This window comes from Legionella rubrilucens (assembly GCF_001468125.1).
Classification (GTDB): domain Bacteria; phylum Pseudomonadota; class Gammaproteobacteria; order Legionellales; family Legionellaceae; genus Legionella_C; species Legionella_C rubrilucens.
This window is the reverse complement of record NZ_LNYT01000007.1, coordinates 203,614-226,423: the sequence shown is the minus strand read 5'-3', so window position 1 is coordinate 226,423 and position 22,810 is coordinate 203,614. Positions and strand designations below refer to the sequence as shown.

The window sequence follows — 22,810 nt, the reverse complement described above, 5'->3', positions numbered from 1 at the left end:
CAGGCGGGCATCATCAGGTACGCTTACGCCCCCTCTAAGCCTCATGCCGAGACCCGATCGCCCAGTGTAACTGCCGTTCGGGCATGGGCTTCTTTTGCGAAACACGATAACGCGGTCCCGTGTTTAAGGATATCTTAATTTTTATCAGGTACTCTATAACAAGCAGTAATCTCATGAGTGATTGATGGAAACGAACGAGCATAAATCAGCAGGCGATCAGATTCGCATACAAACATTTAATAATCCCTATCTTCAAGGCAGTAAAAATTTATCGACTGACGAAGAACATATCCTTAAAGTACAAATGATGCGCAAGGTGGATGGGATTCCCATGCCCCTTGATTTGCAATTAAGCGCGGGGGATATTGTGGCTTTGGCCGGAGATTATTACACCAAAGCCGGGTGGGGTTTACAGTTAAAAACCCCGGAGGGGACTGATAATCACGCAGTTATCACCGATCCGGTTTCCAATCAGGAATACCAGGCTTTCCGTGCCGCCTATGAAGATTTGGCCTCTCCAGAGGTTAAGAAATCGAATGTGGAGCGCATTTATGCCATTGAAAAGAGCTTTCTGCCCAGTGTCCTGCAACAGGCTGTTTATGCCCTGGTTATACCGGGGTATGGCAACAAATTAGAGAATAACGAAGCGCACTTCTCCCCCTGGTCTCTCAGGGCCTACATTGTCGGCCATCGCTCCGCTTTGCGCATGGCGCAACTGGCCTACCAATGCCGGCAATTAGCGGAGGGACAGATTACTGAAGAGCAACTGCACAGCAAGTTAGCAGAAAATCTTCGTAACATACGCAAAAATAAAAGCAAATACGGTTTTGCAGAAAAATCAGATCTAGAAATTGTTGTGGAACTGGGTCAGCGTTACCACGCCATGGCCGTTGCCCGTGATCTCTTTGCCATGCATTTTTATTCCGATCACTTTGCCGCAGGCCATTTAAGCCGCATGGGCAAGTTGCGTACGCTGCTCCCTGAGCGATTCAAAACGCTATCGCTGGGCAGTATCCTGGTTAATAACATGCACAATGAAGACAATGCGGACAGTATTACCGCCACCAACCCCTTTACGCCGGTGCTTGAAGGGAAGGATAAACAGGGCGAAGAGCCGTTTGCCATGCTGCACGAAGACAATAAAGTGTATGGCGATGGCACCTATTTTGAACGCAGTAACGACGAAAACAGTAACATGCTGATCAATGGCATGGATAATTCCCTGGGTGATATTGCCAGACTGCTTCACGATGGTACGATGCGGGAGCAGGATAATTATGGCGGCTTAACCTTTTTACCCGAAATCGATTCAGGCAAACCTCAACCCCAACCGTTATTCATCGCCAAAGGGGATGACATTTATTACCGCAAAAATCCCTGGATCATTAAGCAATTAAATCCCGCTGATTATGAAAAAACACTCAATGATCCAGCGTCTCAGGAGGATTATGCCAAATTAACGCCCCTCAAAGCCTTCTTTTTGGTTTTACGCCTTCGCGTGGGCGGGCTGATTTACTCCACTCAAACCATCGCAGCCAACACAGAGGTCCCTAAACCTGTTTCTCTTCAGGCAACCCAGCCAGACACCCAGGCAGCAGAAAAAGAAAAACGCTCCCCCCCTGTTCGATCCGATAAAGTATCCTGGCAGAAGTACGCCGGCGGTGAAGTAAACAATCTTCTTGCGACCCATGGCTTTTTAAGGTCCAAAGACAAGCCAGCCGCTAGGTTACAGGAATTCGAGCCGGAAAATACACTCGGTGCTGATCAATCAGTGCAGCACCTGATTTTAAACAGTTAATGTGATTTCTTCCTTCGGCTCCTTTTTACAAGGGGCCGCTCCATTCCCGATGTGCATCGTGATAAATCGCAAACGCCGCATCAACGACCCTTCTTCATTGAAAAAGGGGTGCTTTCTTGCCTCCGTTTCAAGCGTCATCATGACGCTATGGATATTCTCACCCTGAACCAGGGCATCAACCGCTACTTTAACCAGGGGATGATGGTGGCGTTGCGTATGGGCGGTAAAAAACCGCACCAAGGCGGGGTAGGTCGAATCCATTTTACTGTAATCAATCAGTATCTTGAGCGCATTTTGTTTGGGCGTCGTTTCCTGTAATGACCAAAGGTGGGTGTAATCGCCTTTAAAGGTCAGTTTAATTTTCGCAACCCCCATCTCAAGAAGGAGTTGCCTGATTGCGGAAGTAAATCCAAAAAGGCGAGGATTTTGTAAATACCGGTATAGCTTTTGTTCACTCAATCGCAGGTAATCCAATTCCTGTTTTTCCAGAAAAGCCTGTATTTCGTCGGTTTCAACGCGCGCCATGCTGGCAAGAACCATGTAGATGGCGATGAAGCTGTCCGCTGCCTCTCGGGTGAGAAGTGATTTTTTGCCATCGATTACCTCCCGCGTAACCGGGCAACAGATTTCATTGTACTTGCGACTACCCATTGATTTTTTGTAGTCCTTGCACTTTTTAAAATAGCTCACTTGCTGAAAATGCAGGTTTTCAACATAGGAAGTGATGGGAATAAAATCAGACAAAGAGTCTTGGGTAAAACAGGCGGCGAACTTATCAAAATAAGCCTGTTCTTTCGCGGAAAAAGTTTCGCGAATGGAACCAAATAAAGTCTTGTCTTTTAATTGCGGATCAATCTCACGATAAAAGTTCCATTTTTTCACAAACGATTTGCAAAGGGTAAAAATCGCCTGATAATCTAATTTTTCCTCAATTAACAAAGCCAAAAAAAGGTTGTATTGATGCTCAAGCGGGATCAATCCAGTGGCCCGGTTCAAGGACAATGCGATACCGCTAGGGTCTTTCGCGTACTGTTGAACATAGTCCAGATGCTGTTGCTGGTAGTCGAGCATGCTTTTTAAGGATTGGGCGGACATGATTCTCAACCAGTCCTTAGCCACATAATGAACGATGACCGGATCATCAGGAATTTCGAATGTATCAATCGTGTCGATCAGGCGGCTGACCATATTCCGGATTTTTTCAATCCATAGGGTTTCTGATAAATTAACTGTTTTAAAATAAGTAAGCTTAAACGTCATGCTGCTCTCCCTGCTTCACAAAATCGCCAATTTTAATCCAAACTGACTTGAAAATCCACACTCACAACATCTTGCTGCCACCCTGCCCGACTGCTATGCTAGTTCATTTAAAGGATACGGCATGGACAGTCTGCAAATTAAGGGCTTAAGCATTGCAACCCGCATTGGCATTCATGAATGGGAACAACGCATCGCCCAGCGTATATTGATTGATATCCACATTCCGGCAGATTTCAGCCATTGCGAGGAGGATATTAACAAAACCATTGACTACGATAAATTATGTCAACGGGTCACACGTCATGTGGAGTCACAATCCTTTAAACTCATCGAAACCGTAGCCGACTCCGTGGCTAACCTGCTGAAAACGGAGTTTCCTGTCCAACAGGTGACTGTCAGCGTCAGTAAACCCCATGCAGTCAAAAATGCCGCCGATATCCTTGTTAATGTAAGCCGGTAAAGGCCAACTGGTTTTGATTTTCAACACTCAGATCATGATTTTCCACCACCGGCAAAGGCTCTGTATCATAATCAACACCCTGATAATTTAAATTAGCTTCCGGTTTAAACGGTAAACTCGACTGGCATTGCGTGTATGAACAGGGACCAAAATCCGCCTTGTTCATGTCCTTTGGCGTAGCATCGGATTGTTGCAGCTTGAAGCGGTAGGCATTGCCCAGAATCAACAACGTCTGAACAATCATCAAAGCGACACCCACAGCCGGGTTGAGGGTAATGCCCAAAGCCACCAAAAGGCCGCCGGTTAAAATCACTGCACTGCCGCCATATTATACGCTAAGCTGAAACCCAGGTTCTGCTTGATATTACTGACCGCCTGGCGGGCAATCGCCAGACCATGGGCTATGGGAAGCAAGGCGCCTTTCTGGATGATGGCGCCCGCATTCTGGGAGGCCATTCGATGGCCGGAGCGTGACTGCACTGCAAAACCCACATCACTGCAAGCCAGCGGCAAACCGTCATTCCCGCCATCACCGACCATAGCCACCCTGTATTTTTTCTTTTTCAGGAATTGAATAAAGGCGGCTTTTTCCTCACCGCCCACACAACCGGCCTGAATATTCTGTTCAGGGATACCCAGGCGCTCCGCATAACGACGCGCCGTCTCAAAGGAAGCACCGGTGTTAATAAAGAGGGTCTTTCCAGCTGCCTTTAACGTATCGATGGTTAACCTGGCATCGGAGCGCAGGGGATCGGTAAGCACAAAATACCCCAATACTTTTTTCCTGTTGGCTAAAAACACCAGGCTGTCGCCTGCCTGCAACGGAATCTTCTGCAACCAATCCGGCGCGAATTTAACCCCTTCCTGCTCCATCAATTCCTGATTGCCAATCAGGTATTCCGTGCCAGCGATTTCCCCCGTGAGCCCGGCATGGTAAGAATCATCCACCTGCTTAACGAGATGATGTTGGATCTTTTCACCGTATTTTTCCTGGGCGTCATCACAGATTGCTCTGGCAAACGCATGGGGGGAATGCTTTTCCAATGCCGCAGAAAGTGAATACAAGTCAGCAGTCGTGATCTCGTCATCCAGCAACCCCGTGCGCGTCACTTTAGGTTCCCCCAGCGTCAAGGTGCCATTTAAATCAAGGACTACCGCATCAATCTCTGCAGCCGCCTGCAGGGCTTTACCGCTTTTAAACTGCACGCCATGATCCGCCGCCTTGCGATTGCCGATCATCAACGCCAAAGGGACAACCAACCCCAACGTACAAGGGCAGGCCGACACAAGCACAGTTACCGCACATTGAATAGCGAGCGCTGGGGGGAAAAAAAGGGCAATGATAAAGCCCGATAAAAGGGCAAGACCAATCACGGCAGGGATAAAATACTGCAAAATCTTAGTCGCCATCTCTTCAATGGGTGCTTTTTCCATGTAGGCTTTAGCAATCCGCTCATCCAGACAGGCCAGATAAGACTCCCTTTTTACCGCTTTTACCTGCAGAACCAGTGGCGACGCATTCAAGGGCAGCCGCATGCCCGATAACAAATGCTCCCCTTTCCTCAGACGGCGCGGCATAATCGCACCACTGATGATGTTGTCATCAATCCAATTGTCATCGGATAAACAAAGACCATCCAGTGGAATGATCTCGCCGGGTTGAATCCTGATGATGTCACCCACCGCAACCTGTGACAGTTCGACGCTCTCGTCATTGCCTTCTCTTAAAACATGGACACGTTGCGGCAAATCCGATTGATACGTGCGATCAAGGCCTAATTTGTCTTTGATGGATTCCTCAATGGCAAGGCCAATGTGACGAAAGCCGAAAATCAGCAGCCCGGCTTCGAACATCATGGGCAGCCAGGGTACAAAAAAAGAAGCGATGGATACACCGATAATGGTCAGTGTACTGATGGCAAAGAGGGTGTCCATGGTTAACGTGCGAGCCTTAACCAATTTCATCCCGGCCTGGTAGTAAGACGAGGCGCCAAGAATCAGGGTCAATAACACGGAGGAAGCGCCCAAAGCAATCATTACCGCCAGAGGCAGTCCGCCAGTCACCATGCAGGCAATCATTAAGGCGATGCCGCCAACAGTGCCTATGCCGCCCCATAACCAGTGCGATTTCAACAGACGCTTGTAGAGGGGTAAGGAAGGCGGCGGCAACAGGTCAGGGGTTTCTTCGGCTTGAGAAACCGGATCGGGTTTAGCTGGTTTCGACAGGATGTCTTGCGGGGTCTTTTCGCTAATCAGGGGTTGTGGCTCGCGCTCGCGCTCTACTGAAATGCCGGTGATGTCATACACCTCGAGCACGTTAATTAACTCTTTTTGAGTGGTGCTGTCTTCCTGCTCCTGCAGAGCCGTCACAAATCCTCGTTTTGTTCCTAAATCCACTCCCCAGGAAAGGAGTTTTAATCGTTCTTTCTCGCCTTCCAATAACCCATTGACAGAACTCACACAAGCGCCGCAGGTAATACCAGGCAACGAAAAATGATAGGTTACAATCATGTTAACCTCGGAATATTGTTATTGTTATCTTCAATCCAGACCTTTCATGGCCTAGACGTTGAATTTCCGAATGATTCCCTTGATGCGTTCCGTGCGCGCGACATCGGTCTGGGCTTTTTCAGCTTCTGAACGGGAATGAAAAGGACCGATAATCACCCTGAACCAATTGGTTCTATTTTGAACAATCGTAGTAATGGAAACATCGAATCCTTTCAATACCAATAACGCTTTGAGGCGTTCAGCATCCTGACGTCGATTAAACGCCGCCACCTGCACCAGATAGGATTCATGAGCCTGCGGCGTTGGCGCAGCAGGTCTGGCATCCAGTATGGGTTTGCTTTCCACAACAGCGACGGCTGGCTGACCGGCATGAACGGCAGCCTGACCAACGGATTGACCGGCAACCGCCGGGGGTGTTGCAGGGGTTGGCATGGGTTTTGGCGGGGCAGAAGCAGTCGTGGCGGCGTGATTAGTAACCGGTGCGCTGTTGTCCTTGGACAACAAGGTATAAAATTCAAATTTGGGCTTGGGTCGCTCGTCGTGTTTAACAACCGCTGGCGCTGGAGCAGCCGCCTTTTCCTGTTCTGCCAGGACATTTTTGTTGATCCAGTTGGATAAACTGGTCACGTCAAACACCGTAGCCGCCAGATAACCGCTTAAAAAAGAAGCAATAATCCACAGGAATTGACGGGGAGCACTGCTTTTGTGTCTCGAATTGTTTCCTTTTCTACCATAATCCCTTGCCATCACATGCTCTCAGGGCTTGAGACACCCAACAAATGTAAACCATTACGCAACACCTGACGGACCGCCTTTAATAAACAAAGCCGTGCAGCGCGTTGCACCTCGTCTTCGCATAATAATTGCACCGCATTGTAATAACTGTGCAGGTTATTGGCAAGTTCGCGCAGGTAGTAAGCCACCTGATGCGGCTCACAACTGCCGGCAGCGGTCCTGATGACCTCGGGATAACGGCTAATCATCGTCATCAACGCCTGCTCATGCGTTTCCTTCAGGCGATTGACATGACTTAAGCCCATGGCTTCATCCCAACTTAAACCGCGTTCACGCAACTGCCGTAACACGCTGCTGATGCGGGCATGCGCGTATTGAATGTAATACACCGGATTGTCGCTGGATTGCGACTTGGCTAAATCCAAATCAAAATCCATGTGTTGTTCCGGTTTGCGCATGACATAGAAAAAGCGCGCCGCGTCATTGCCCACTTCCTCACGCAATTCACGCAGGGTAACAAAGGAACCGCTGCGGGTCGACATCTGCACCCGTTCACCGCCGCGATAAAGAATGGCAAACTGCACCAGCAGGACATTCAGGGCGTCCTCATCATGGCCTAAGGCATTCACAGCCGCCCGGACGCGGGTCACGTAGCCGTGATGATCCGCACCAAAGATATCAATAACACGATCAAAACCACGATCGTATTTATTCCAATGGTATGCCACGTCGGAAGCAAAATAGGTGGTTTGACCATTGGCCCGGATGAGCACTCTGTCCTTTTCATCACCAAAAGCCGTGGCCTTAAACCACAGAGCCCCATCCTGCAGGTAGGTGTGACCGCCTGCTTTCAATGCCTCAATGCCCTTACTGATGGCGCCGTCATCGAGCAGGGATTGCTCGGAGAACCAGCAGTCAAAACGAACCCCGAATTCAGCCAGATCACTTTTAATGTCGCACAAGACCGAATTTAAGGCCAATTGATGGAAATGCTTAAACCCTTCCTCACCGATTAATTCACGTGCGCGTTCGATGATGGCATCAATGTAAATTTCTTTGTCGCCGCCCTCGGGCTCATCCGGAGGGAGCCCCTGGCTCACCTGAGGCCACGCCTGGCGATAGGTCATACCATAATCACCCAGCGCCTGCTCGGCAATTTCATTGACATACTCCCCGCGGTAACCATTCGCAGGAAAGACAATGGTTTCGCCGGCAAGACTTAAATAACGCAACCACACACTGACCGCAAGAATATTCATCTGGCGCCCGGCGTCATTGACATAGTATTCACGGCTGACGTCGTATCCGGCGACAGTCAGAAGGTTAGCCAGTGTGGCGCCAAACGCTGCACCCCGGCCATGGCCCACATGCAAAGGTCCCGTGGGATTGGCTGACACAAATTCAATCAGGACTTTTTTACCCTGCCCTAAATCACTGGAGCCGTACGCTTCACCCTGCTTAAGAATCTCGCCAATCACCTGAGATAAAGCATCGCTTTTCAGGAAGAAGTTGATAAAGCCGGGACCTGCAATGTCAACCCGCTCAAGGGCAGGGTCTTTGGGCAGGTGAGCAATGATTAACTCGGCCAGTTGCCGGGGTGATTGGCGGCAGGGTTTCGCCAGCATCATTGCCAGATTGGTCGCAAAATCACCATGAGCGGCGTCTTTGGTGCGCTCAATCCTGATTTCCACGTCCACGTCAGCCGGAATAACCGCTGCGTTTTTCAATGTTGCGATGGCCGATGCCAGCCAATTTTCCACGGTCTCTTTCATTGCACTCAATTCTTTCGTCAAAAAGCAGCTATTATGCGCTTTTTCCTAACAGTTGCAAAGCCCAATCCACAGAAACGCAAGGGCTTCAGACTGTACAAACTGTGATAGGATAAGCAATTCGGAATTTGGAGAAAACGGATGGTTAAAACCACAGCCTATGAATACCACCACATGGGTATTCCCACCACCCTCCCTCGCCCGGGGGAACGGTACAGCGAGCGTTTTAAAATGTACACAAGCGGCGGCGAAGACAGTGAATACCGTATCCAATACTATCGCTTTGAACCGGGCTGCCCCCTGCATCCTCTCATTCAGACGAAGCCCCATGTGGCGTTTAAAGTCCCTGATTTAAACAAGGCGATTAAAGGACGATACGTGATTCTGGAGCCCTATGAACCCATTCCGGGATTTAAAGTGGCCATGATCGACGAATGCGGCGTCCCCATTGAATTCATTGAAACCACATTAAGCGAGGAACAGATTTGGTATGGGGATCACAGCGAGGCTTTTATTTATACCCGCGAAAGCACTTAATCTACTGAAATGCAATAACCCGGCTGTCTGAAGGCAGCAGCTCCTGAAACGGTTTTTCCTGCTCATTGATTGCGTCAATGACGTCATCCATTTCAGCAAGCAGTGTTTCTTTATTGCGTTGCTTTTCCCGAGCGATTAATTTATCAGAGTCTTCCTGCGCTTTGGTACTGAAGAAACCGATGGCCGCTGCAGCCGCACCCAGCTCGACCCCCGCTGCAAGACCAATGCCTCCTATCACCAGGCCTTCCGCCAGAGTCATGCCGGCAATCGCTGCAGGTATTGCGCCAAATCCACCGCCCCACCATGTGAGCGCCGCCCCGACAGCAAAGCCTATCACCAGTCCAAGCAGGGCGCCAATGCAACCCGCGATGCACACGCGCAGACCGATACTCAGACGCTTAGCCGACAAATCCTCATCCAGTCGACAGGCAAATAGACTTATTTCCTCACGAGACAGTCCCGGTTTTGAATGAAGGCAGCGGGCTAAGTCTGTAAAATGATCCAAGACAATCGGAAAAGCCGTATCCGCGAGGTTACAGGATGGATGGGCAAATAACTCCCCTTCTATTTTCGCATGCAGCGCTGAAAAACGCTCGATAACCGAAGGGTTCACTTCGCCGTCACGCCTCAATTGCTGAATGGCTTCAGCCAATTGTGATAGCTGCCTGTAGGGCGCGGAACTGGAATAATGACGCTTAAGCCATTGTTTTTTAAACTGCTCGTGACTTTGTCTTTCCCGCTCCAGCCAGACAGCCCGCCGATACAGACTTTGCATGGCCGCAGGGAAATGCTCAATCAATTGGGTTATTTCGTCATCGCCGCCATCAGGAAAATAAAAAGACCAGTCGATCGCCATCGCACGCGCGCTTCTCTTATTACCCTTGGTGTGTTGGCGATAATCCGCCTGAATGGCCGCAAGTTCAGCCGGGTAGTTGTCCTTTAATCGCTTAAGACAATCCCCTATTTGCTCAGCAGACAACCTTTTCGTTCGCAACTCAAGGATAGCGGGGTGAAGGGAAAAATCATTATCGGCCGCGTGAGGGTACTCTATCAGCAGGCGTTTGACATCAGGATAGAGGGTTAACAACTCTTGTTCGGAACCCAGTTGCTTGTGTATATCCTTTTGAAAAAACTGGATACAGGCAGCCAGACGTTCGCTTTGAAGAATAGTCTGAAAGGGTTTTGGCCTTGGCCAGAGGGTTTGTTTTAATGTTTTAAAATCATTGGCCAATTGACGTCTGGCCTTTGAGTACTCACTCACGAATGATGCGTGCTCACTTTGTGCCACGGACTGGGTATTTACGTTCAGGTGGTAAATCGCGAGGGCAGATGGCGTTAGTTTTAAAGTGGTCAGAGGGTAGGGTGGCAGCACCGGAATTGCTTCTTGAAAGAGTTCGCCATGCCGCTCATTTAAATCCCCTGCGGCACTCCTGCTCACTGAAAACGGGGTGGGTAGTTCGTCAGGGCCTGAAATAGGATACGTGCCGGGAATGAAACGAGCCTGCAAAGGGACGCCGGCTTGATGGAGCGCAGACCAGAGTTCCAGTACCAGACGCTCATAGGTCAGATTAGAAAACGCTTTATCCTGGTTCGGCAGGCTTAAGACAATTTCTTTACCACGATGAAGCCCTTCCAGCGCGCGGCCATGCAGCGCCTCGCCATTCGGCCCCCCGGGTTTTTCCTCAAACACAAAGACACGGGCGTCAACGCGGTATTTTCTGGTTATTTTTTCAAGAATGGCAGAAATCACTTCGCGCTTGTCGTTATCACTACCGGGAGTTAACGCCAGGGGAGCCACCGCAACATTTAATTGCCAACCTTCCGTTTTTTGCGTCTCATCCATGAGCATACTGAGTGAGATGTAAGGCATGGGATGTCTTTTAAAAAAAAATGATTTTAGCGTGGCTTTATTAAGGATTTATTAAGAATTAACTTTTCCTTTCGCGGCAAAAGGTGCAAAAAAATCTGGCTATCCGCCGCGACAGTGCAATTGATAGCGGTTGACATTTCCTCCTGAACATTATCCTATTAGTCAATACCTCTGGTGTAATGCCCATCGACGTAAGGAATACTCATGGCCTTGAAACGAACATTATCGCTGACCCTGGTTTCTTTTTATGGTTTGGGAACGATTCTTGGTGCCGGGATTTATGCCTTAATTGGCGAAGTCGCCAAAGAGGCAGGGAATTTTACTCAGTTTCCTTTATTATCGCCTCCATTCTCGCGTTGTTCACCGCTTTTTCTTACGCTGAATTAAGCGCCCGTTTTCCCCAAAGCGCGGGATCGGCGCTTTATGTGCGGCAGGCATTTAAAAAAGCCTGGTTGTCCGGTTTGGTCGGATGGCTGGTTGTATTAACCGGCGTCACTTCTGCGGCCACCATCGCCCTGGGATTCGCCAGTTATTTTGTTCTGTTGCTGCCGGCGCCTCCCCTCCTCAGCGTCACCGTGCTGGTGCTGTTGCTGGGGGCACTGACCCTGTGGGGCATTCGCGAGTCAGCCACGGTGATCATGGTGATGACCCTGATTGAAATTGGCGGCTTGCTGCTGATTATTTTTTACGGCCGTCACGCCTTTGCAGCACTGGGAAACAGCCATTGGACATGGCCGTCCTCCATGCAGGGTATTCTCATTGGCGCGTTCATTGCGTTTTATGCCTACATTGGCTTTGAAGACATGGTCAATACCTCTGAGGAAACCATTAACCCTGAAAAAAACTTACCCAGGGGTATTTTTATTGCTTTGGGCGGGGCTATGCTTTTGTATCTGCTGGTGGCAATTGTGGTCATCATTACGTTACCAACCGAGCTGTTGACGAGAAGTAATATGCCGCTGATTGAGATTATTACTTATCAGGGCCATTCTCCCCTGCTTTTTACCTTAATTGCCCTCATTGCCATTATGAATGGGATTCTTGTACAAATCATCATGGCATCACGGCTTATTTATGGTATGGCCAAACAGGATAATGCACCGGCTGTTTTCGCACACGTGTATGAAAAAACGCATACCCCGGTCTATGCGACGGTTTTAGTCGTGGCGATGATTCTGTTGTTTGCCTATGTCTTGCCCATCGCCACGCTCGCTAAATTAACCAGCACCATTATCCTGTGCGTCTTCATGCTGGTTCATGCCTCCCTGATTAGGATTAAGCTCGGCAACCGGCAAAAACCGTCTTCTTTTTCAGTCCCGATAGGGATACCAATCCTGGCTATCCTGTTAACGTTGGGTTTTCTGGGCATGCAATGGTGGATAGCCCGTTAACTCTGAAGAATAGTACGGCTTACCGAAAAAAAAGATAATCACCTAACAGATTGCATTTAACTTTTGCTTAATGTTCATTATTTATAATGAATGAAACAGGCAAATTTGGATGTATGATGACTGCTTCATTTAAAAGGAAGATTCAAACGCTACTTGCCACCGCATTATTCCCCAGTACTCACAAAGATTGGTACAAAGAGAAAGGGTATGGCAAGGGCAAGTTGACTCCGTTTGAGGATTTCCTTACTAACCAACGTGAGAATTCCAAGGCCCCTTATCATGACGTGTTTCAGGGCTTGACGATTCAAAGAAATTGGGTTGACTGTATTGATTACAGAAAAAACCATTGCAAGCTGGACTCAATCCGCTTTGTACCGGAAAACCCCAAGGTAAAATCCGGTGAGGGACGGCATATTGTCAATTTTTTCGGCCGCCTGGAATATTACGAGTGTAATTTCAGAGACATGGCCCTACAGGCTCATGCCACAGGTGCCAGCATCCATGCCTTTAATCCCCCCGGAATGAATTCAAGTACAGGCCATGTGGTGGAGTTCAAGGATTTGGTTAATGCCGGCATCGCCCAGGTCAATGCGCTTTTAAGAGAAGGAATTCATCCAGACAACATTATACTGCAGGGCAACTGCATGGGTGCGGCTGTTGCTGAGGAAGTGAATGCTCATTTCGAAAAACACCTGCACATCCAATTACGACGAATTAACAGCAACTCCTTTAAATCGATGAGCGCGCTGGTTACATACCTGTACCCTCCGTTATCCCTGCTAAAGGACACGGTTAAAAAATTACTGGAATACACCGGCTGGCAAACCAAACCGGATAAATTATTTCTTACCACTAGCCCCTATAAAGTCTACATGAGCCGCGTGAACGATCAGACTATCCGGCCCAAGGCCAGAATGGGTACCAAGGTTCATAAACTCGCGAAGCAGAAGGAAGAAAGCGCCGCTCCTGAGTATGGTGATTATGAACCGCACCGACAATGGCTTGATGAACATGCCATCATGGCCCTGGATACCGAAAAATTCGGCAATGATGGGCATGTCAATCCACATGAACTGGATTTATATAAATTAAAATCAGTCATCGCATCAGACAATGTGACGGCTTATGATTTTGTTAATCGGTACATTGAATCTTCAAATCAATACATCGAAAGCCATCCTCAAACGGTTGAGAGCAGCCGGTTAACAACCGGGGCCCCTTATTTGCACGAAGCGGCTACTGCCGTATTTCCGGAGCATAATAAACTTCAACAAAACATCATGAGTGCTTTAGATGAATTTTTAGCGGTGGCCACGTTGCCTGAATACCGTCAGCATTTAATAGAAGAACAGCCCAATGAGAGGATTGAAGTCATCAGTGAACCGCATTGAGGTTTGACCGACTCAACCTGCTTCCATCCCCCCCTTCCCAGAGGGAGGGGAAGCACCTCAAGATACCGTTAAGCCAGTTTGGCGTAGGCTTTCTGAATATACCCATCCTGGGACAGCATGACAGCCAGAGGCCTTGTGGTTTCAAAATGAGCAAAAATAATCATCATCATCACCGTAATGGGCACGGAGAGAAACATGCCGAGAATGCCCCAGATGGCGCCCCAGAGCGCTAAGGCAAAGAGGATAACCAAAGGACTTAAGTTCAGCGATTTACTCAAAAACCGGGGTTCAACAAGATTACCGATGATGAATTGAATGGTGACTATTCCTGATGTAATGATAACGAACGGCAGCCAGCTGTCGAATTGAATGAGGGCCAGGAGTGCCGGAAAGGCTGTCGCGATGATGGCGCCAATGTTGGGGATGAAATTAAGGAAAAAAATAAGCAAAGCCCAGAACTCAGCAAAATCAAGCCCCACCAGCTTCATAATAACCCAACTGGCAACGGCGGTGATAATACTGAGCAGGGTTTTTAATCCCAGATAAGTTTGCGTGTCTTTCACAATGTGGGAAATAATATTATTTACCAGCTCGCGATGGTTATTCTGCGACAGGATAGCAGCCAGTTTTTGATTAAAATAATGCTGTTCGACAAATAAAAACGCGATATAAAGGGCAATCAGTACGGCTGAGCCCATCAGGGTACTGAAAACACCGTAAACATTCACTAAAAAACCCTGCACACTGATCCCTTTAATGAACGCATCCAGATTGGCCATCATTTTGACATTGAACTGCTGATCAATTCTTCTAAAGATATTCTGCAGGTTGTCCTGGTAGCGCGACGAGGCTTCGATCACATCGTTAACATTATTGGTAATAATATCGATGAGGATCTTGCCGAGCAGCACCACCACCAGAATGGATAAAATCCGGCTTAGCCAGCCCGGGCAGCGGCCGCGCCAGGGGCGTGCATTCTGAATAAAATTATTGACCGTATTCAGCAGATGCCAGATAAAAATGGCAATCACCAACGGAATAAGGAGACTGCGCCCGACAATAAGCAGGTAGCCAACAATCCAGACTGAAACAAGTATGGCAGCAAACGTAATTGCGCGGTTCATCGCTTGAGCTCCTCACCAAAAAAGCTACACTCCCTGGGTCCATTCCTGTTATGATTTGTCCTTATGATGACGAATCAAAGTTTGCTCGCACAATCCTGCCAAACCCTAGCCGGCATAGGGCCTGCCCTGGCCGCCAAACTGGCGCGCTGCGGTATCCATACCGTCGCCGATTTGCTTTTTCATTTGCCTTTTCGTTATCAGGATAGAACGCGTATTACGCCAATTCAGGATGTGCGCGTCAATGATTACTGTGTCATAGCCGGGCGAGTTTGTAAAACAGAAATCAAATACGGCAAAAAAATGATGCTGTATTGTTATGTTGAAGATAAAACCGGCTTGTTGCGTCTGCGTTTTTTTCATTTCAATAAACAACAGGTGAAAGCCTTGAATGAAAGCCCATGGCTTCGCGCCTTTGGTGAGATTCGCGTGTTTGGCAATCAATATGAAATGATTCACCCGGAGTACCAACTGCTTAAAAGCGAGGATGACTTTACTGTTGAGGAGCATTTAACGCCCATTTATCCTGCCACCCAGGGTTTAAGTCAATCGCGTCTGCGTCAATTGGCCGAGACCGCACTGCTGGCCTGTGAGGACGAATTAAAAGCGCTGGAGTGGATGTCGGATGACGAGTTAGCCCGCTATCAGCTTCCCCCTTTTGATAAGGCCATGCCCCTGCTGCACTGCCCCCCGCCGGACATTTCGCTTGAAACGCTGCAGGACGGGTCGCATCCCGCATTGAAGCGTCTGATTTTTGATGAACTCCTGGCCCAACGCGTCAGCATGCAGTTTGCGAGACTTCATCGCAGCACCCTGACCGCTCCGGTCATTACCGCAGGCGAGGGACGGGTGCAGCAGTTCCTCAACACATTACCGTTTACCCTGACCCAGGCGCAATGGCGGGTCATGGGCGAAATTCAAACCGATTTAAGACAACCGCGCCCCATGCTTCGTTTGGTTCAGGGCGATGTCGGCTCGGGTAAGACCATTGTCGCGGCCCTGGCAGCGCTTGCTGCCATCGATGCCGGTTATCAAGTGGCTTTTATGGCACCGACGGAGCTTTTAAGTGAACAGCACGCCAATACGCTGCGCACCTGGTTTGCGCCCCTGGACATTGCCTGCGTGCAGTTAACCGGAAGTATGAAAAGCAGCCAGCGCCGCGAGGCCCTGGCCCAACTGGCGCAGCATCAATGCGGTATTGTCATTGGCACTCACGCGCTCTTTCAAGAGGAAGTGGCCTTTGCCCGCTTAGGCTTGGTGATCATTGACGAGCAGCATCGCTTTGGGGTGGAGCAACGGTTGTTATTGCAGCAAAAAGGGCAACAGCAAAACCTTATTCCTCATCAACTGTTGATGACAGCCACGCCCATACCAAGAACATTGGCCATGACTCAGTTCGCTCACCTTGATTTGTCGGTCATTGATGAACTGCCCCCGGGACGTACTCCGGTGACGACGGCAGTCATTAGTCAGGATAAGCGCGAGGCTGTGATTGCTCGGCTGGCGTCCGCTATTGCCGAAGGCCGTCAGGCTTACTGGGTATGCACGCTGATTGAAGAATCGGAAAAATTACAATGCATGGCTGCCACAGAAACCGCGAAGATTCTTCAGGAACAATTACCTGGCGTGCGCGTGGGTCTGGTCCATGGCCGCATGAAACCGGTTGAAAAAGAAGCCACCATGGCGGCATTTAAACAGGGCGAACTTGACCTGCTGGTTGCCACCACCGTCATTGAAGTGGGGGTTGATGTCCCGAATGCCAGCTTGATGATCATTGAAAATGCAGAGCGTCTCGGATTGTCGCAACTGCATCAATTACGCGGCCGCGTGGGACGCGGCAGCACCCAGTCGCATTGTCTGCTGCTTTATCAATCACCGCTTTCAACAACGGGTTCGGAACGTTTACGGATTATGCGGGCATCCACGGATGGCTTTCTCATCGCGGAAAAAGATCTGGAATTGCGTGGCGGCGGCGAGATATTAGGCGCTCGCCAAGCCGGTTATCAGGTGTTTAAACTGGCTAATCTCTGCCGCGATAAAATCATGTTGCCCCTGATCGCTGAGGCCGCTAAAGAATTGGTCGCTCAATCTCCCCAAACAGCACGAACCGTGGCTCGCCGCTGGTTGGGTGAGTTTGAACAGTTTTTGCAGGGATAAGTCTCAGGGTGCAAAGCGTTGTGCTTCAACGTGTTCTTCCACATAAGGCGGATGCGTGCTTTTAGGTGTTTTTTCCTTGCCATAAATACGCTTTAAGTTTCGGTTATCGTTTTTCTCGCCATCCATAGTGATCTTGTACGCCGGCATTTCATAAATATGCAAGGTACAACTAATGCCTTCGCCCAATGCTTTTCGACGTTTCAGTTGATGGACAAAGCGGTCACTTAATTCATCGTGATTGGTATGAAAACGAAAGCGATCACTGCGCCCTGTCAGCCTGGCTGTTTTCTTACCGCTCGGCTCATAATATTTTTCAGACACCTCGTTGAGAACTGTCACCGTGCCCCGATAACGATGATCATGGATGGTCGTTTTCTGGCGCGGCGCAAGCGCAAACAGCCAGATGGAAAAAGGATTATCACGATCTGGATGATCGTAAAGCATGTACCGGCCAATGCCATGTGCATCCAGGACCTCGGGTTGAGCGGGCATATAAATAGAATGCTCAAATTTCAATTCTCCCTCCTGCAACAGCTTGGGAAGGTGTTCGGAAACGGCCTCATAAGTCACCGTTTCAAGGGTTGTGATTGCCTTCTTAAGGGCATCGACGTTCAGTTGATGAATCATATCAATATCCGATTTCATGTCTCTCCTTGGTATTTATTAACAGGCGTTGGCCTGAGCGGTGCAAATCATACCGTAATTCCAGTCTTCTAAAAAATTTTAAAAAAAAGCGAGTCAAGACTGTTTTTTCATTTTTTCTTTGTTTAATATAGCTGATGCTATGCCCCACCTGAATACAAATCCCTGTGGATAACTCTACTGCCTCTTTTTACAACGTTCTAGGTTACTCTTTGACTATTGCCCCCGTGGTTCAGACTGGGCAAGGCGTTCAGGCTTTTTTTGACTCCAGACACCCATTATTTTTATCCACAAAATCTGTGGATAATCCTGTGTACAGGATGTCGAAGACCTTGATAATCAACTGCATTGAGCGAATGCTTAAGATAGTATCAATCAGAATCTCCGTTTGCAGCAGAAGGAAGCATGATGCTCAACTATGACCGTTACTGGCAGGCTAAACGGGTAACGCTGATTGGCGCATTAATCAATGCCCTGCTTGGCATAATCAAGCTGGTTGGCGGCGCACTTTTTCACTCGCATGCCTTAACGGCGGACGGGATTCATTCCCTGTCCGATTTAATCACCGACATAATGGTGCTTTTTGCCTCCAAATACGGCAGTCTTGGGGCTGATACGACCCATCCCTATGGCCATCAACGAATTGAGACAGCGGCAACACTCTTATTAGCCCTGCTTCTGGTTCTTGCTGGCGCCGGCATTGCCTGGGACGCTTTCAATGAGTTGATGTATCCCGATAAAGCCATTCCGGGAAAGATTGCCTTAGTCATCGCGCTGTTCTCCATTGTTGCCAATGAATTACTTTTTCACTACACCCGTCATATTGGCAAATTGATTGAATCGCCCCTGATTATCGCCAATGCCTGGCATCATCGTTCCGATGCGGCCTCATCGGTTGTCGTGGCGCTGGGCTTAATTGGCAGTCTCTGGGGATTGACCTACCTCGATGCTGTGGCGGCGATTATCGTAGGCCTTATGATCATTAAAATGGGCATCGCCTATGGCTGGAACAGCGTCAAGGAGCTGGTTGACACTGCAGTCGATACGGAAATGCTCGCTAAAATTGAAAAGAATATTCAGCAGGTGAATGGGGTTAAAAAAATCCACCAGCTACGCAGCCGCCTGATGGGGGGTGACATATTCATTGACGTACATGTACTGGTTGACCCTTTTATTTCCGTATCCGAAGGCCATTATATTGCCCAGCACGTGCATCATGCCTTAATGAAACAATTACCCCGCGTAAAGGATGTCACCGTGCACATTGATCCGGAGGACGATGAAGTCTCCTGCCCCTCCTTGCATCTGCGTAACCGCCGGCAACTGGAAAACGAACTCCTTAAACCCTGGCAAAAAGCGTATCCGGGCATTAAAGAATGGACGCTTCATTATTTGGACGGCCGCCTGATCATTGACTTGATGGCCGATAAACCGGCTATTGACCAATCCGCGCTTTCAGACACCCTGCGAGCCGCATTGACCAGCCATCCCGAAATAAAAGAAATCAGAGTATTGCGCTATCACGAGGTCATTGCCTATGAATCGGCCTGAAATTGTCATTCTTGACGCGAAACCTTTAATTAACGATGGGTTGAATTTTAACCAGTTACTCCCGCTTGGCAATCTGACTGTGTATGACACAACCGCAGAGGATGAAATGATTGAACGCGCCCGGGATGCAACGATGATCATCACCAACAAAGTCAGGCTGAATGACTGGCATTTCGAACGCCTGCCGCACCTGCGTTATATCGGTGAAACCGCAACCGGAGTCGATAACATTGATGTGGCCGCGGCCAAAAAACGCGGCATTGTCGTCACCAATGTTCCCGATTACAGTACTGACAGCGTGGCACAACATGTCATGGCGCTACTGCTCGCCTATACCAATCGCGTCGAAATGCACGCGCAATCCGTCGCCCGTGGGGAATGGCAGCAACAACCTTATTTTGCCTACTGGCTTCAACCGGTTACCGAATTGGCGGGAATGACACTGGGTACCCTGGGCTTTGGCAAGGTAGCTCAACGCCTTGCCCAGATGGCTCAGGCCTTTGGTATGCAGGTTATCGCCCATAAACCCTCCCCCTTTACTGATGACACCGTCCGTTGGGTAAGTTTTGACGACCTGCTTCATCAAAGCGACGTCTTAAGCCTGCATTGCCCCTTAACGGCGACAACACGCCATGTCATTAACCACGAGTCCTTGCGCAAAATGAAAACCGGCAGCCTGCTTATCAATACCGGCCGCGGCGGCTTAATCGATGAACAGGCTCTGGCGTTTGCCCTGAAGCAGAATCATTTAGCAGCGGCCTGCCTTGATGTGTTGACCCGGGAGCCACCGGAAGCCAACAATCCACTGACGGAACTTCCCAATTGCCTGATTACGCCCCACATCGCCTGGGCGAGCCTTGCAGCAAGAAAACGCTTGCTAAATACTGTCTGTGAAAATATTATTCATTTCCTTAATCAAAAACCCGTCAATGTGGTTTAAGTCCAGTAGAGGAATGGTATTACAATGGATGCAGGCACTACGTTAAAGCTGATTTTTGCTCTGATAATCTTTGTCGTTATTCTGCTGGCCGGATGGCTTCCCTTCAAACGGAAAAGTCAGGAGGATCACATTGATTTTCCCATTGGCGAGACCCTGGCCACCGGTATTTTTCTGGGAGCCGCGTTAATGCACATGCTGCCGGAAGCCAATTTACTGTTCCATACCATGGGTTATGATTACCCCTTCGCCTACATCATTGCCGGCCTTGTGTTTCTGTTTTTTCTGTGGTTTGAACATCTGGGCAAAGAATTGTATCAACACCATCACAGCAATCACCCCGCGTTTGCTATTCTGGCCTGGGCCATGTTATCCATTCATTCCCTCATGCTGGGTGCCGCTTTAGGATTAAATCACAATAATTCTTTCGTGATTATGCTGTTTTTGGCTATCATTACCCATAAATGGGCAGAGAGTTTCGCCATTGCCGTGCAATTGAATAAAAGCTCGCTGGCATTTAACAAAAGTCTGTTATTCTTTTTAAGTTTTAGTTTAATGACGCCTGTGGGTATTTTTTTTGGCTGGTACTTTGGCCATGGGGTTGAAACCAACTCCCTGATTGATCCCATACTGATTGCCGCCTCGGCCGGCACGTTTCTCTATCTGGGTACTCTGCATGGCCTTGAAAAATGCGTTATGGTGGAGCGATGCTGCAATTTACGCGATTTCAGCTTCGTAATTATTGGATTTTTACTCATGGCTTCGGTGGCTGCCTATGTCTGAATTGCTGACACAACAACCTTTAATCCTGGCATCGTCTTCAATGTCCCGGCAACAATTGCTTCAATCGCTTGGATTGCAATTTGCTGTTATTCCATCGCATTGCAACGAAGAGCAAATCAAAAAGTTATCCTCGCAGTCGTCGCATAGCGAACTGGCAGCGACGCTGGCTGCCAGCAAAGCCCTCATGGTCAGCGAAGATCATCCAGAACATTTTGTCATTGGCGCCGATCAGCTTTGCGTCCTTAAGGACAAATCGTTTGACAAGCCGGAGAATCATGAGACGGCTGTCACGCAATTGCGCCGGTTAAGAGGCAAAACGCACCAACAAATTTCTGCCTGTTGCCTTGCCAAAGAAGGACAAATTGTCTGGGCGGCTCAGGATATTGCCTTTTTGACCATGCGCAACTTAAGTGATCGTACCATCGAAGCGTACCTGCTTTCAGACCAACCCTATCAAAGCTGCGGAGCGTATCATTACGAAGGCCTGGGTAAATGGTTATTCAGTGACGTCAGAGGCAGCGACAGCACCATCATGGGTTTGCCTCTTCAACCCTTGATAGAGGCCTTGCTGCAGCACCGCATTATTACTTTCTAAGCCTTAAGCGTTAAACGGTACACTTCTTGCAGTCTGAAGCTATACTTTACAATCATGGACGTTGGGAGCAGCTCAATGGCGCAAAAGCATAGCAAAAAAAATCACTCACCCCATCATAAAAGTGCGCTTTGCCTGATTAACCAACCTGAAAAAACCACAGGCAGCAAGCAGACCTATGAACGAATCGCCTGTGTATTTCAGGGAGGCGGTGCCTTGGGCGCTTATCAGGTCGGCGCCTTCAAAGCAATTCATGAGCGAGGTTACTGCCCCAATTTCCTTGCCGGTGTTTCCATTGGCGCCATTAACAGTGCCATCATTGCCGGAAATGCCAAAGAACAGCAGGTGGGCAAATTAATGGAATTCTGGGAAACCATCGTACCGCAATTATGGTTTGACGGGCTGGTTAATTTTCAGGATGTGGAATACATCCATCACATGTACAATCAAATGGGAGCCTGGCATTCCGTTTTCCATGGCTTGGAAGGATTTTTTACACCCCGCTTATTTCCGCCCCATTTTCTCTCCAAAGACACACCCGACTATCTCAGCTACTACGACACCACCCCGTTGCAGACCACTCTGGAAAAGGTCATTGATTTTGATCGCATCAATGATAAGAAAGTGACCCTCTGTCTTGGCGCGGTCAACATCACCTCGGGTGAAATGGAATTTTTCAACAACCAGAAGATGGAAATCACTCCAGCGCACGTCATGGCCAGCGGCGCTCTGCCGCCGGGTTTTCCTGCCATTAAAATTGGCGAAGATTATTTTTGGGACGGCGGTATTTATGCCAACACGCCGTTAGTTACGGTCCTTGATGCGTTGCCCGAACAGGATACCCTCTGCTTTGTCGTGGATTGTTTCAGTCTCAAAGGGCGTCTGCCGCAAACCATGGATCAGCTTGAAGAACGGCAGAAAGACATCCGTTACGCCAGCCACTCACGCCGTTTAACCAACGTGTACACCAGCCGGCAGAATTTACAGGCGGCCATTGAATACCTGGGCCGTAAACTGCCCGAATCGGTCAAACAGGATCCTGAAGTGAAAAAAATTTTAGACTTGGGGCACAGCAAACGCTTCAGTGTGGTGCATATCATTTACAGCGGCACCCCTTATTCACACTCATTTAAGGATTATAATTTCTCGCGCGCGGCCATTGATTTCCGTTTAAGGACCGGTTATCACAATGCCATCGATGTTCTGAATAATCCAGAATGGGAAAACAAATCGAACAAGACCTTAGCCTGTTCGATCTATGGGGTAACACCCGACTATTTCGATCAACATTAACCGGACACGTTT

Annotated in this window: 20 protein-coding genes; 12 read left to right on the top strand and 8 right to left on the bottom strand. The window is 48.8% G+C overall.

Features of this window, described 5'->3' with window-relative positions; translation table 11 throughout:
* The first annotated feature begins 184 nt into the window (after nucleotides 1-184).
* On the top strand, nucleotides 185-1,798 hold the full coding sequence (locus Lrub_RS04645) for a hypothetical protein (RefSeq protein ID WP_058531022.1): 1,614 nt from the start codon (nucleotides 185-187) through the stop codon (nucleotides 1,796-1,798).
* On the opposite strand, the gene Lrub_RS04640 is transcribed toward Lrub_RS04645, so the two are convergent.
* Nucleotides 1,787-3,058 carry a DUF5617 domain-containing protein gene (locus tag Lrub_RS04640; protein WP_058531021.1) on the bottom strand — a complete coding sequence of 424 codons (1,272 nt, stop codon included), beginning with the start codon at nucleotides 3,056-3,058 and terminating at the stop codon, nucleotides 1,787-1,789. The two genes, Lrub_RS04645 and Lrub_RS04640, sit on opposite strands and share 12 nt — an antisense overlap.
* A 121-nt stretch (nucleotides 3,059-3,179) precedes the next feature.
* On the opposite strand from Lrub_RS04640, the gene folB reads away from it, so the two are divergent.
* Nucleotides 3,180-3,518 (top strand): dihydroneopterin aldolase, encoded by a 339-nt coding sequence (gene folB / locus Lrub_RS04635; protein ID WP_058531020.1) that lies wholly within the window; start codon nucleotides 3,180-3,182, stop codon nucleotides 3,516-3,518.
* Here folB and Lrub_RS04630 read toward each other — a convergent pair.
* The 4 genes from Lrub_RS04630 to argS are packed head-to-tail and all read right to left on the bottom strand — an operon-like array spanning nucleotide 3,502 to nucleotide 8,536.
* Entirely contained in the window at nucleotides 3,502-3,831 is a 330-nt protein-coding gene (locus Lrub_RS04630; protein WP_058531019.1) for a hypothetical protein, read from the bottom strand. The two genes, folB and Lrub_RS04630, sit on opposite strands and share 17 nt — an antisense overlap.
* The gene (locus Lrub_RS04625) at nucleotides 3,828-6,029 is read right to left on the bottom strand and encodes a heavy metal translocating P-type ATPase (protein WP_058531018.1); all 2,202 of its coding nucleotides are present in this window, start codon (nucleotides 6,027-6,029) and stop codon (nucleotides 3,828-3,830) included. The genes Lrub_RS04630 and Lrub_RS04625 overlap by 4 nt, the downstream gene beginning before the upstream one ends.
* A 51-nt stretch (nucleotides 6,030-6,080) precedes the next feature.
* Nucleotides 6,081-6,776 carry an SPOR domain-containing protein gene (locus Lrub_RS04620; protein ID WP_058531017.1) on the bottom strand — a complete coding sequence of 232 codons (696 nt, stop codon included), beginning with the start codon at nucleotides 6,774-6,776 and terminating at the stop codon, nucleotides 6,081-6,083.
* Complete coding sequence (argS, locus tag Lrub_RS04615; protein WP_058531016.1) at nucleotides 6,776-8,536, bottom strand: arginine--tRNA ligase; 1,761 nt, start codon at nucleotides 8,534-8,536, stop codon at nucleotides 6,776-6,778. The genes Lrub_RS04620 and argS overlap by 1 nt, the downstream gene beginning before the upstream one ends.
* Before the next feature lie 138 nt (nucleotides 8,537-8,674).
* On the opposite strand from argS, the gene Lrub_RS04610 reads away from it, so the two are divergent.
* A complete protein-coding gene (locus tag Lrub_RS04610; RefSeq protein WP_058531015.1) occupies nucleotides 8,675-9,070 on the top strand; it encodes a VOC family protein in 396 nt (131 codons plus the stop codon).
* Nucleotide 9,071: 1 nt separating this feature from the next.
* Here Lrub_RS04610 and Lrub_RS04605 read toward each other — a convergent pair whose 3' ends face one another.
* On the bottom strand, nucleotides 9,072-10,940 hold the full coding sequence (locus tag Lrub_RS04605) for a hypothetical protein (protein WP_058531014.1): 1,869 nt from the start codon (nucleotides 10,938-10,940) through the stop codon (nucleotides 9,072-9,074).
* 204 nt (nucleotides 10,941-11,144) lie between these two features.
* On the opposite strand from Lrub_RS04605, the gene Lrub_RS15065 reads away from it, so the two are divergent.
* The 3 genes from Lrub_RS15065 (at nucleotide 11,145) to sdbB (ending at nucleotide 13,722) form a co-directional block, all read left to right on the top strand.
* Entirely contained in the window at nucleotides 11,145-11,327 is a 183-nt protein-coding gene (locus Lrub_RS15065; protein ID WP_237760753.1) for a hypothetical protein, read from the top strand.
* Entirely contained in the window at nucleotides 11,297-12,331 is a 1,035-nt protein-coding gene (locus tag Lrub_RS04600) for an APC family permease (RefSeq protein WP_237760752.1), read from the top strand. Before Lrub_RS15065 ends, Lrub_RS04600 begins: the two co-directional genes overlap by 31 nt.
* Before the next feature lie 113 nt (nucleotides 12,332-12,444).
* Entirely contained in the window at nucleotides 12,445-13,722 is a 1,278-nt protein-coding gene (gene sdbB, locus Lrub_RS04595) for a Dot/Icm T4SS effector alpha/beta hydrolase (protein WP_058531013.1), read from the top strand.
* A 68-nt stretch (nucleotides 13,723-13,790) separates the two neighbouring features.
* Here sdbB and Lrub_RS04590 read toward each other — a convergent pair whose 3' ends face one another.
* Complete coding sequence (locus tag Lrub_RS04590; RefSeq protein ID WP_058531012.1) at nucleotides 13,791-14,846, bottom strand: AI-2E family transporter; 1,056 nt, start codon at nucleotides 14,844-14,846, stop codon at nucleotides 13,791-13,793.
* An 81-nt stretch (nucleotides 14,847-14,927) separates the two neighbouring features.
* Here Lrub_RS04590 and recG point away from each other — a divergent pair, with 81 nt between their 5' ends.
* The gene (gene recG, locus Lrub_RS04585; RefSeq protein WP_058531548.1) at nucleotides 14,928-17,000 is read left to right on the top strand and encodes an ATP-dependent DNA helicase RecG; all 2,073 of its coding nucleotides are present in this window, start codon (nucleotides 14,928-14,930) and stop codon (nucleotides 16,998-17,000) included.
* A gap of 3 nt (nucleotides 17,001-17,003) precedes the next feature.
* Here recG and Lrub_RS04580 read toward each other — a convergent pair whose 3' ends face one another.
* Complete coding sequence (locus Lrub_RS04580; protein WP_058531011.1) at nucleotides 17,004-17,645, bottom strand: cupin domain-containing protein; 642 nt, start codon at nucleotides 17,643-17,645, stop codon at nucleotides 17,004-17,006.
* Nucleotides 17,646-18,050: 405 nt separating this feature from the next.
* Between Lrub_RS04580 and Lrub_RS04575 the strand changes: the two genes are divergently transcribed.
* From Lrub_RS04575 to Lrub_RS04555, 5 genes are all read left to right on the top strand, one after another.
* Entirely contained in the window at nucleotides 18,051-19,193 is a 1,143-nt protein-coding gene (locus Lrub_RS04575; RefSeq protein WP_058531010.1) for a cation diffusion facilitator family transporter, read from the top strand.
* Nucleotides 19,180-20,133, top strand: a complete 954-nt coding sequence (locus Lrub_RS04570; protein WP_058531009.1) for a D-2-hydroxyacid dehydrogenase — start codon at nucleotides 19,180-19,182, stop codon at nucleotides 20,131-20,133. Before Lrub_RS04575 ends, Lrub_RS04570 begins: the two co-directional genes overlap by 14 nt.
* Before the next feature lie 24 nt (nucleotides 20,134-20,157).
* Nucleotides 20,158-20,913, top strand: a complete 756-nt coding sequence (locus Lrub_RS04565) for a ZIP family metal transporter (RefSeq protein ID WP_058531008.1) — start codon at nucleotides 20,158-20,160, stop codon at nucleotides 20,911-20,913.
* Nucleotides 20,906-21,508, top strand: a complete 603-nt coding sequence (locus tag Lrub_RS04560) for a Maf family protein (protein WP_058531007.1) — start codon at nucleotides 20,906-20,908, stop codon at nucleotides 21,506-21,508. The genes Lrub_RS04565 and Lrub_RS04560 overlap by 8 nt, the downstream gene beginning before the upstream one ends.
* 75 nt (nucleotides 21,509-21,583) lie before the next feature.
* Complete coding sequence (locus tag Lrub_RS04555) at nucleotides 21,584-22,798, top strand: patatin-like phospholipase family protein (RefSeq protein WP_058531006.1); 1,215 nt, start codon at nucleotides 21,584-21,586, stop codon at nucleotides 22,796-22,798.
* Nucleotides 22,799-22,810: the final 12 nt, after the last annotated feature.

What these genes read in the sequence shown, in the direction of transcription:
- Lrub_RS04570 (WP_058531009.1), top strand. Translation starts at nt 19,180, where the DNA reads ATGAATCGGCCTGAAATTGTCATTCTTGACGCGAAACCTTTAATTAAC.
- Lrub_RS04555 (WP_058531006.1), top strand. Translation starts at nt 21,584, where the DNA reads ATGGCGCAAAAGCATAGCAAAAAAAATCACTCACCCCATCATAAAAGT.
- Lrub_RS04590 (WP_058531012.1), bottom strand. Translation starts at nt 14,846, where the DNA reads ATGAACCGCGCAATTACGTTTGCTGCCATACTTGTTTCAGTCTGGATT.
- sdbB (WP_058531013.1), top strand. Translation starts at nt 12,445, where the DNA reads ATGATGACTGCTTCATTTAAAAGGAAGATTCAAACGCTACTTGCCACC.
- Lrub_RS04575 (WP_058531010.1), top strand. Translation starts at nt 18,051, where the DNA reads ATGCTCAACTATGACCGTTACTGGCAGGCTAAACGGGTAACGCTGATT.
- Lrub_RS04620 (WP_058531017.1), bottom strand. Translation starts at nt 6,776, where the DNA reads ATGGCAAGGGATTATGGTAGAAAAGGAAACAATTCGAGACACAAAAGC.
- Lrub_RS04625 (WP_058531018.1), bottom strand. Translation starts at nt 6,029, where the DNA reads ATGATTGTAACCTATCATTTTTCGTTGCCTGGTATTACCTGCGGCGCT.
- Lrub_RS04640 (WP_058531021.1), bottom strand. Translation starts at nt 3,058, where the DNA reads ATGACGTTTAAGCTTACTTATTTTAAAACAGTTAATTTATCAGAAACC.
- Lrub_RS04605 (WP_058531014.1), bottom strand. Translation starts at nt 10,940, where the DNA reads ATGCCTTACATCTCACTCAGTATGCTCATGGATGAGACGCAAAAAACG.
- argS (WP_058531016.1), bottom strand. Translation starts at nt 8,536, where the DNA reads ATGAAAGAGACCGTGGAAAATTGGCTGGCATCGGCCATCGCAACATTG.
- Lrub_RS04645 (WP_058531022.1), top strand. Translation starts at nt 185, where the DNA reads ATGGAAACGAACGAGCATAAATCAGCAGGCGATCAGATTCGCATACAA.
- Lrub_RS04610 (WP_058531015.1), top strand. Translation starts at nt 8,675, where the DNA reads ATGGTTAAAACCACAGCCTATGAATACCACCACATGGGTATTCCCACC.
- Lrub_RS04580 (WP_058531011.1), bottom strand. Translation starts at nt 17,645, where the DNA reads ATGAAATCGGATATTGATATGATTCATCAACTGAACGTCGATGCCCTT.
- Lrub_RS15065 (WP_237760753.1), top strand. Translation starts at nt 11,145, where the DNA reads ATGGCCTTGAAACGAACATTATCGCTGACCCTGGTTTCTTTTTATGGT.
- Lrub_RS04565 (WP_058531008.1), top strand. Translation starts at nt 20,158, where the DNA reads ATGGATGCAGGCACTACGTTAAAGCTGATTTTTGCTCTGATAATCTTT.
- folB (WP_058531020.1), top strand. Translation starts at nt 3,180, where the DNA reads ATGGACAGTCTGCAAATTAAGGGCTTAAGCATTGCAACCCGCATTGGC.
- Lrub_RS04560 (WP_058531007.1), top strand. Translation starts at nt 20,906, where the DNA reads ATGTCTGAATTGCTGACACAACAACCTTTAATCCTGGCATCGTCTTCA.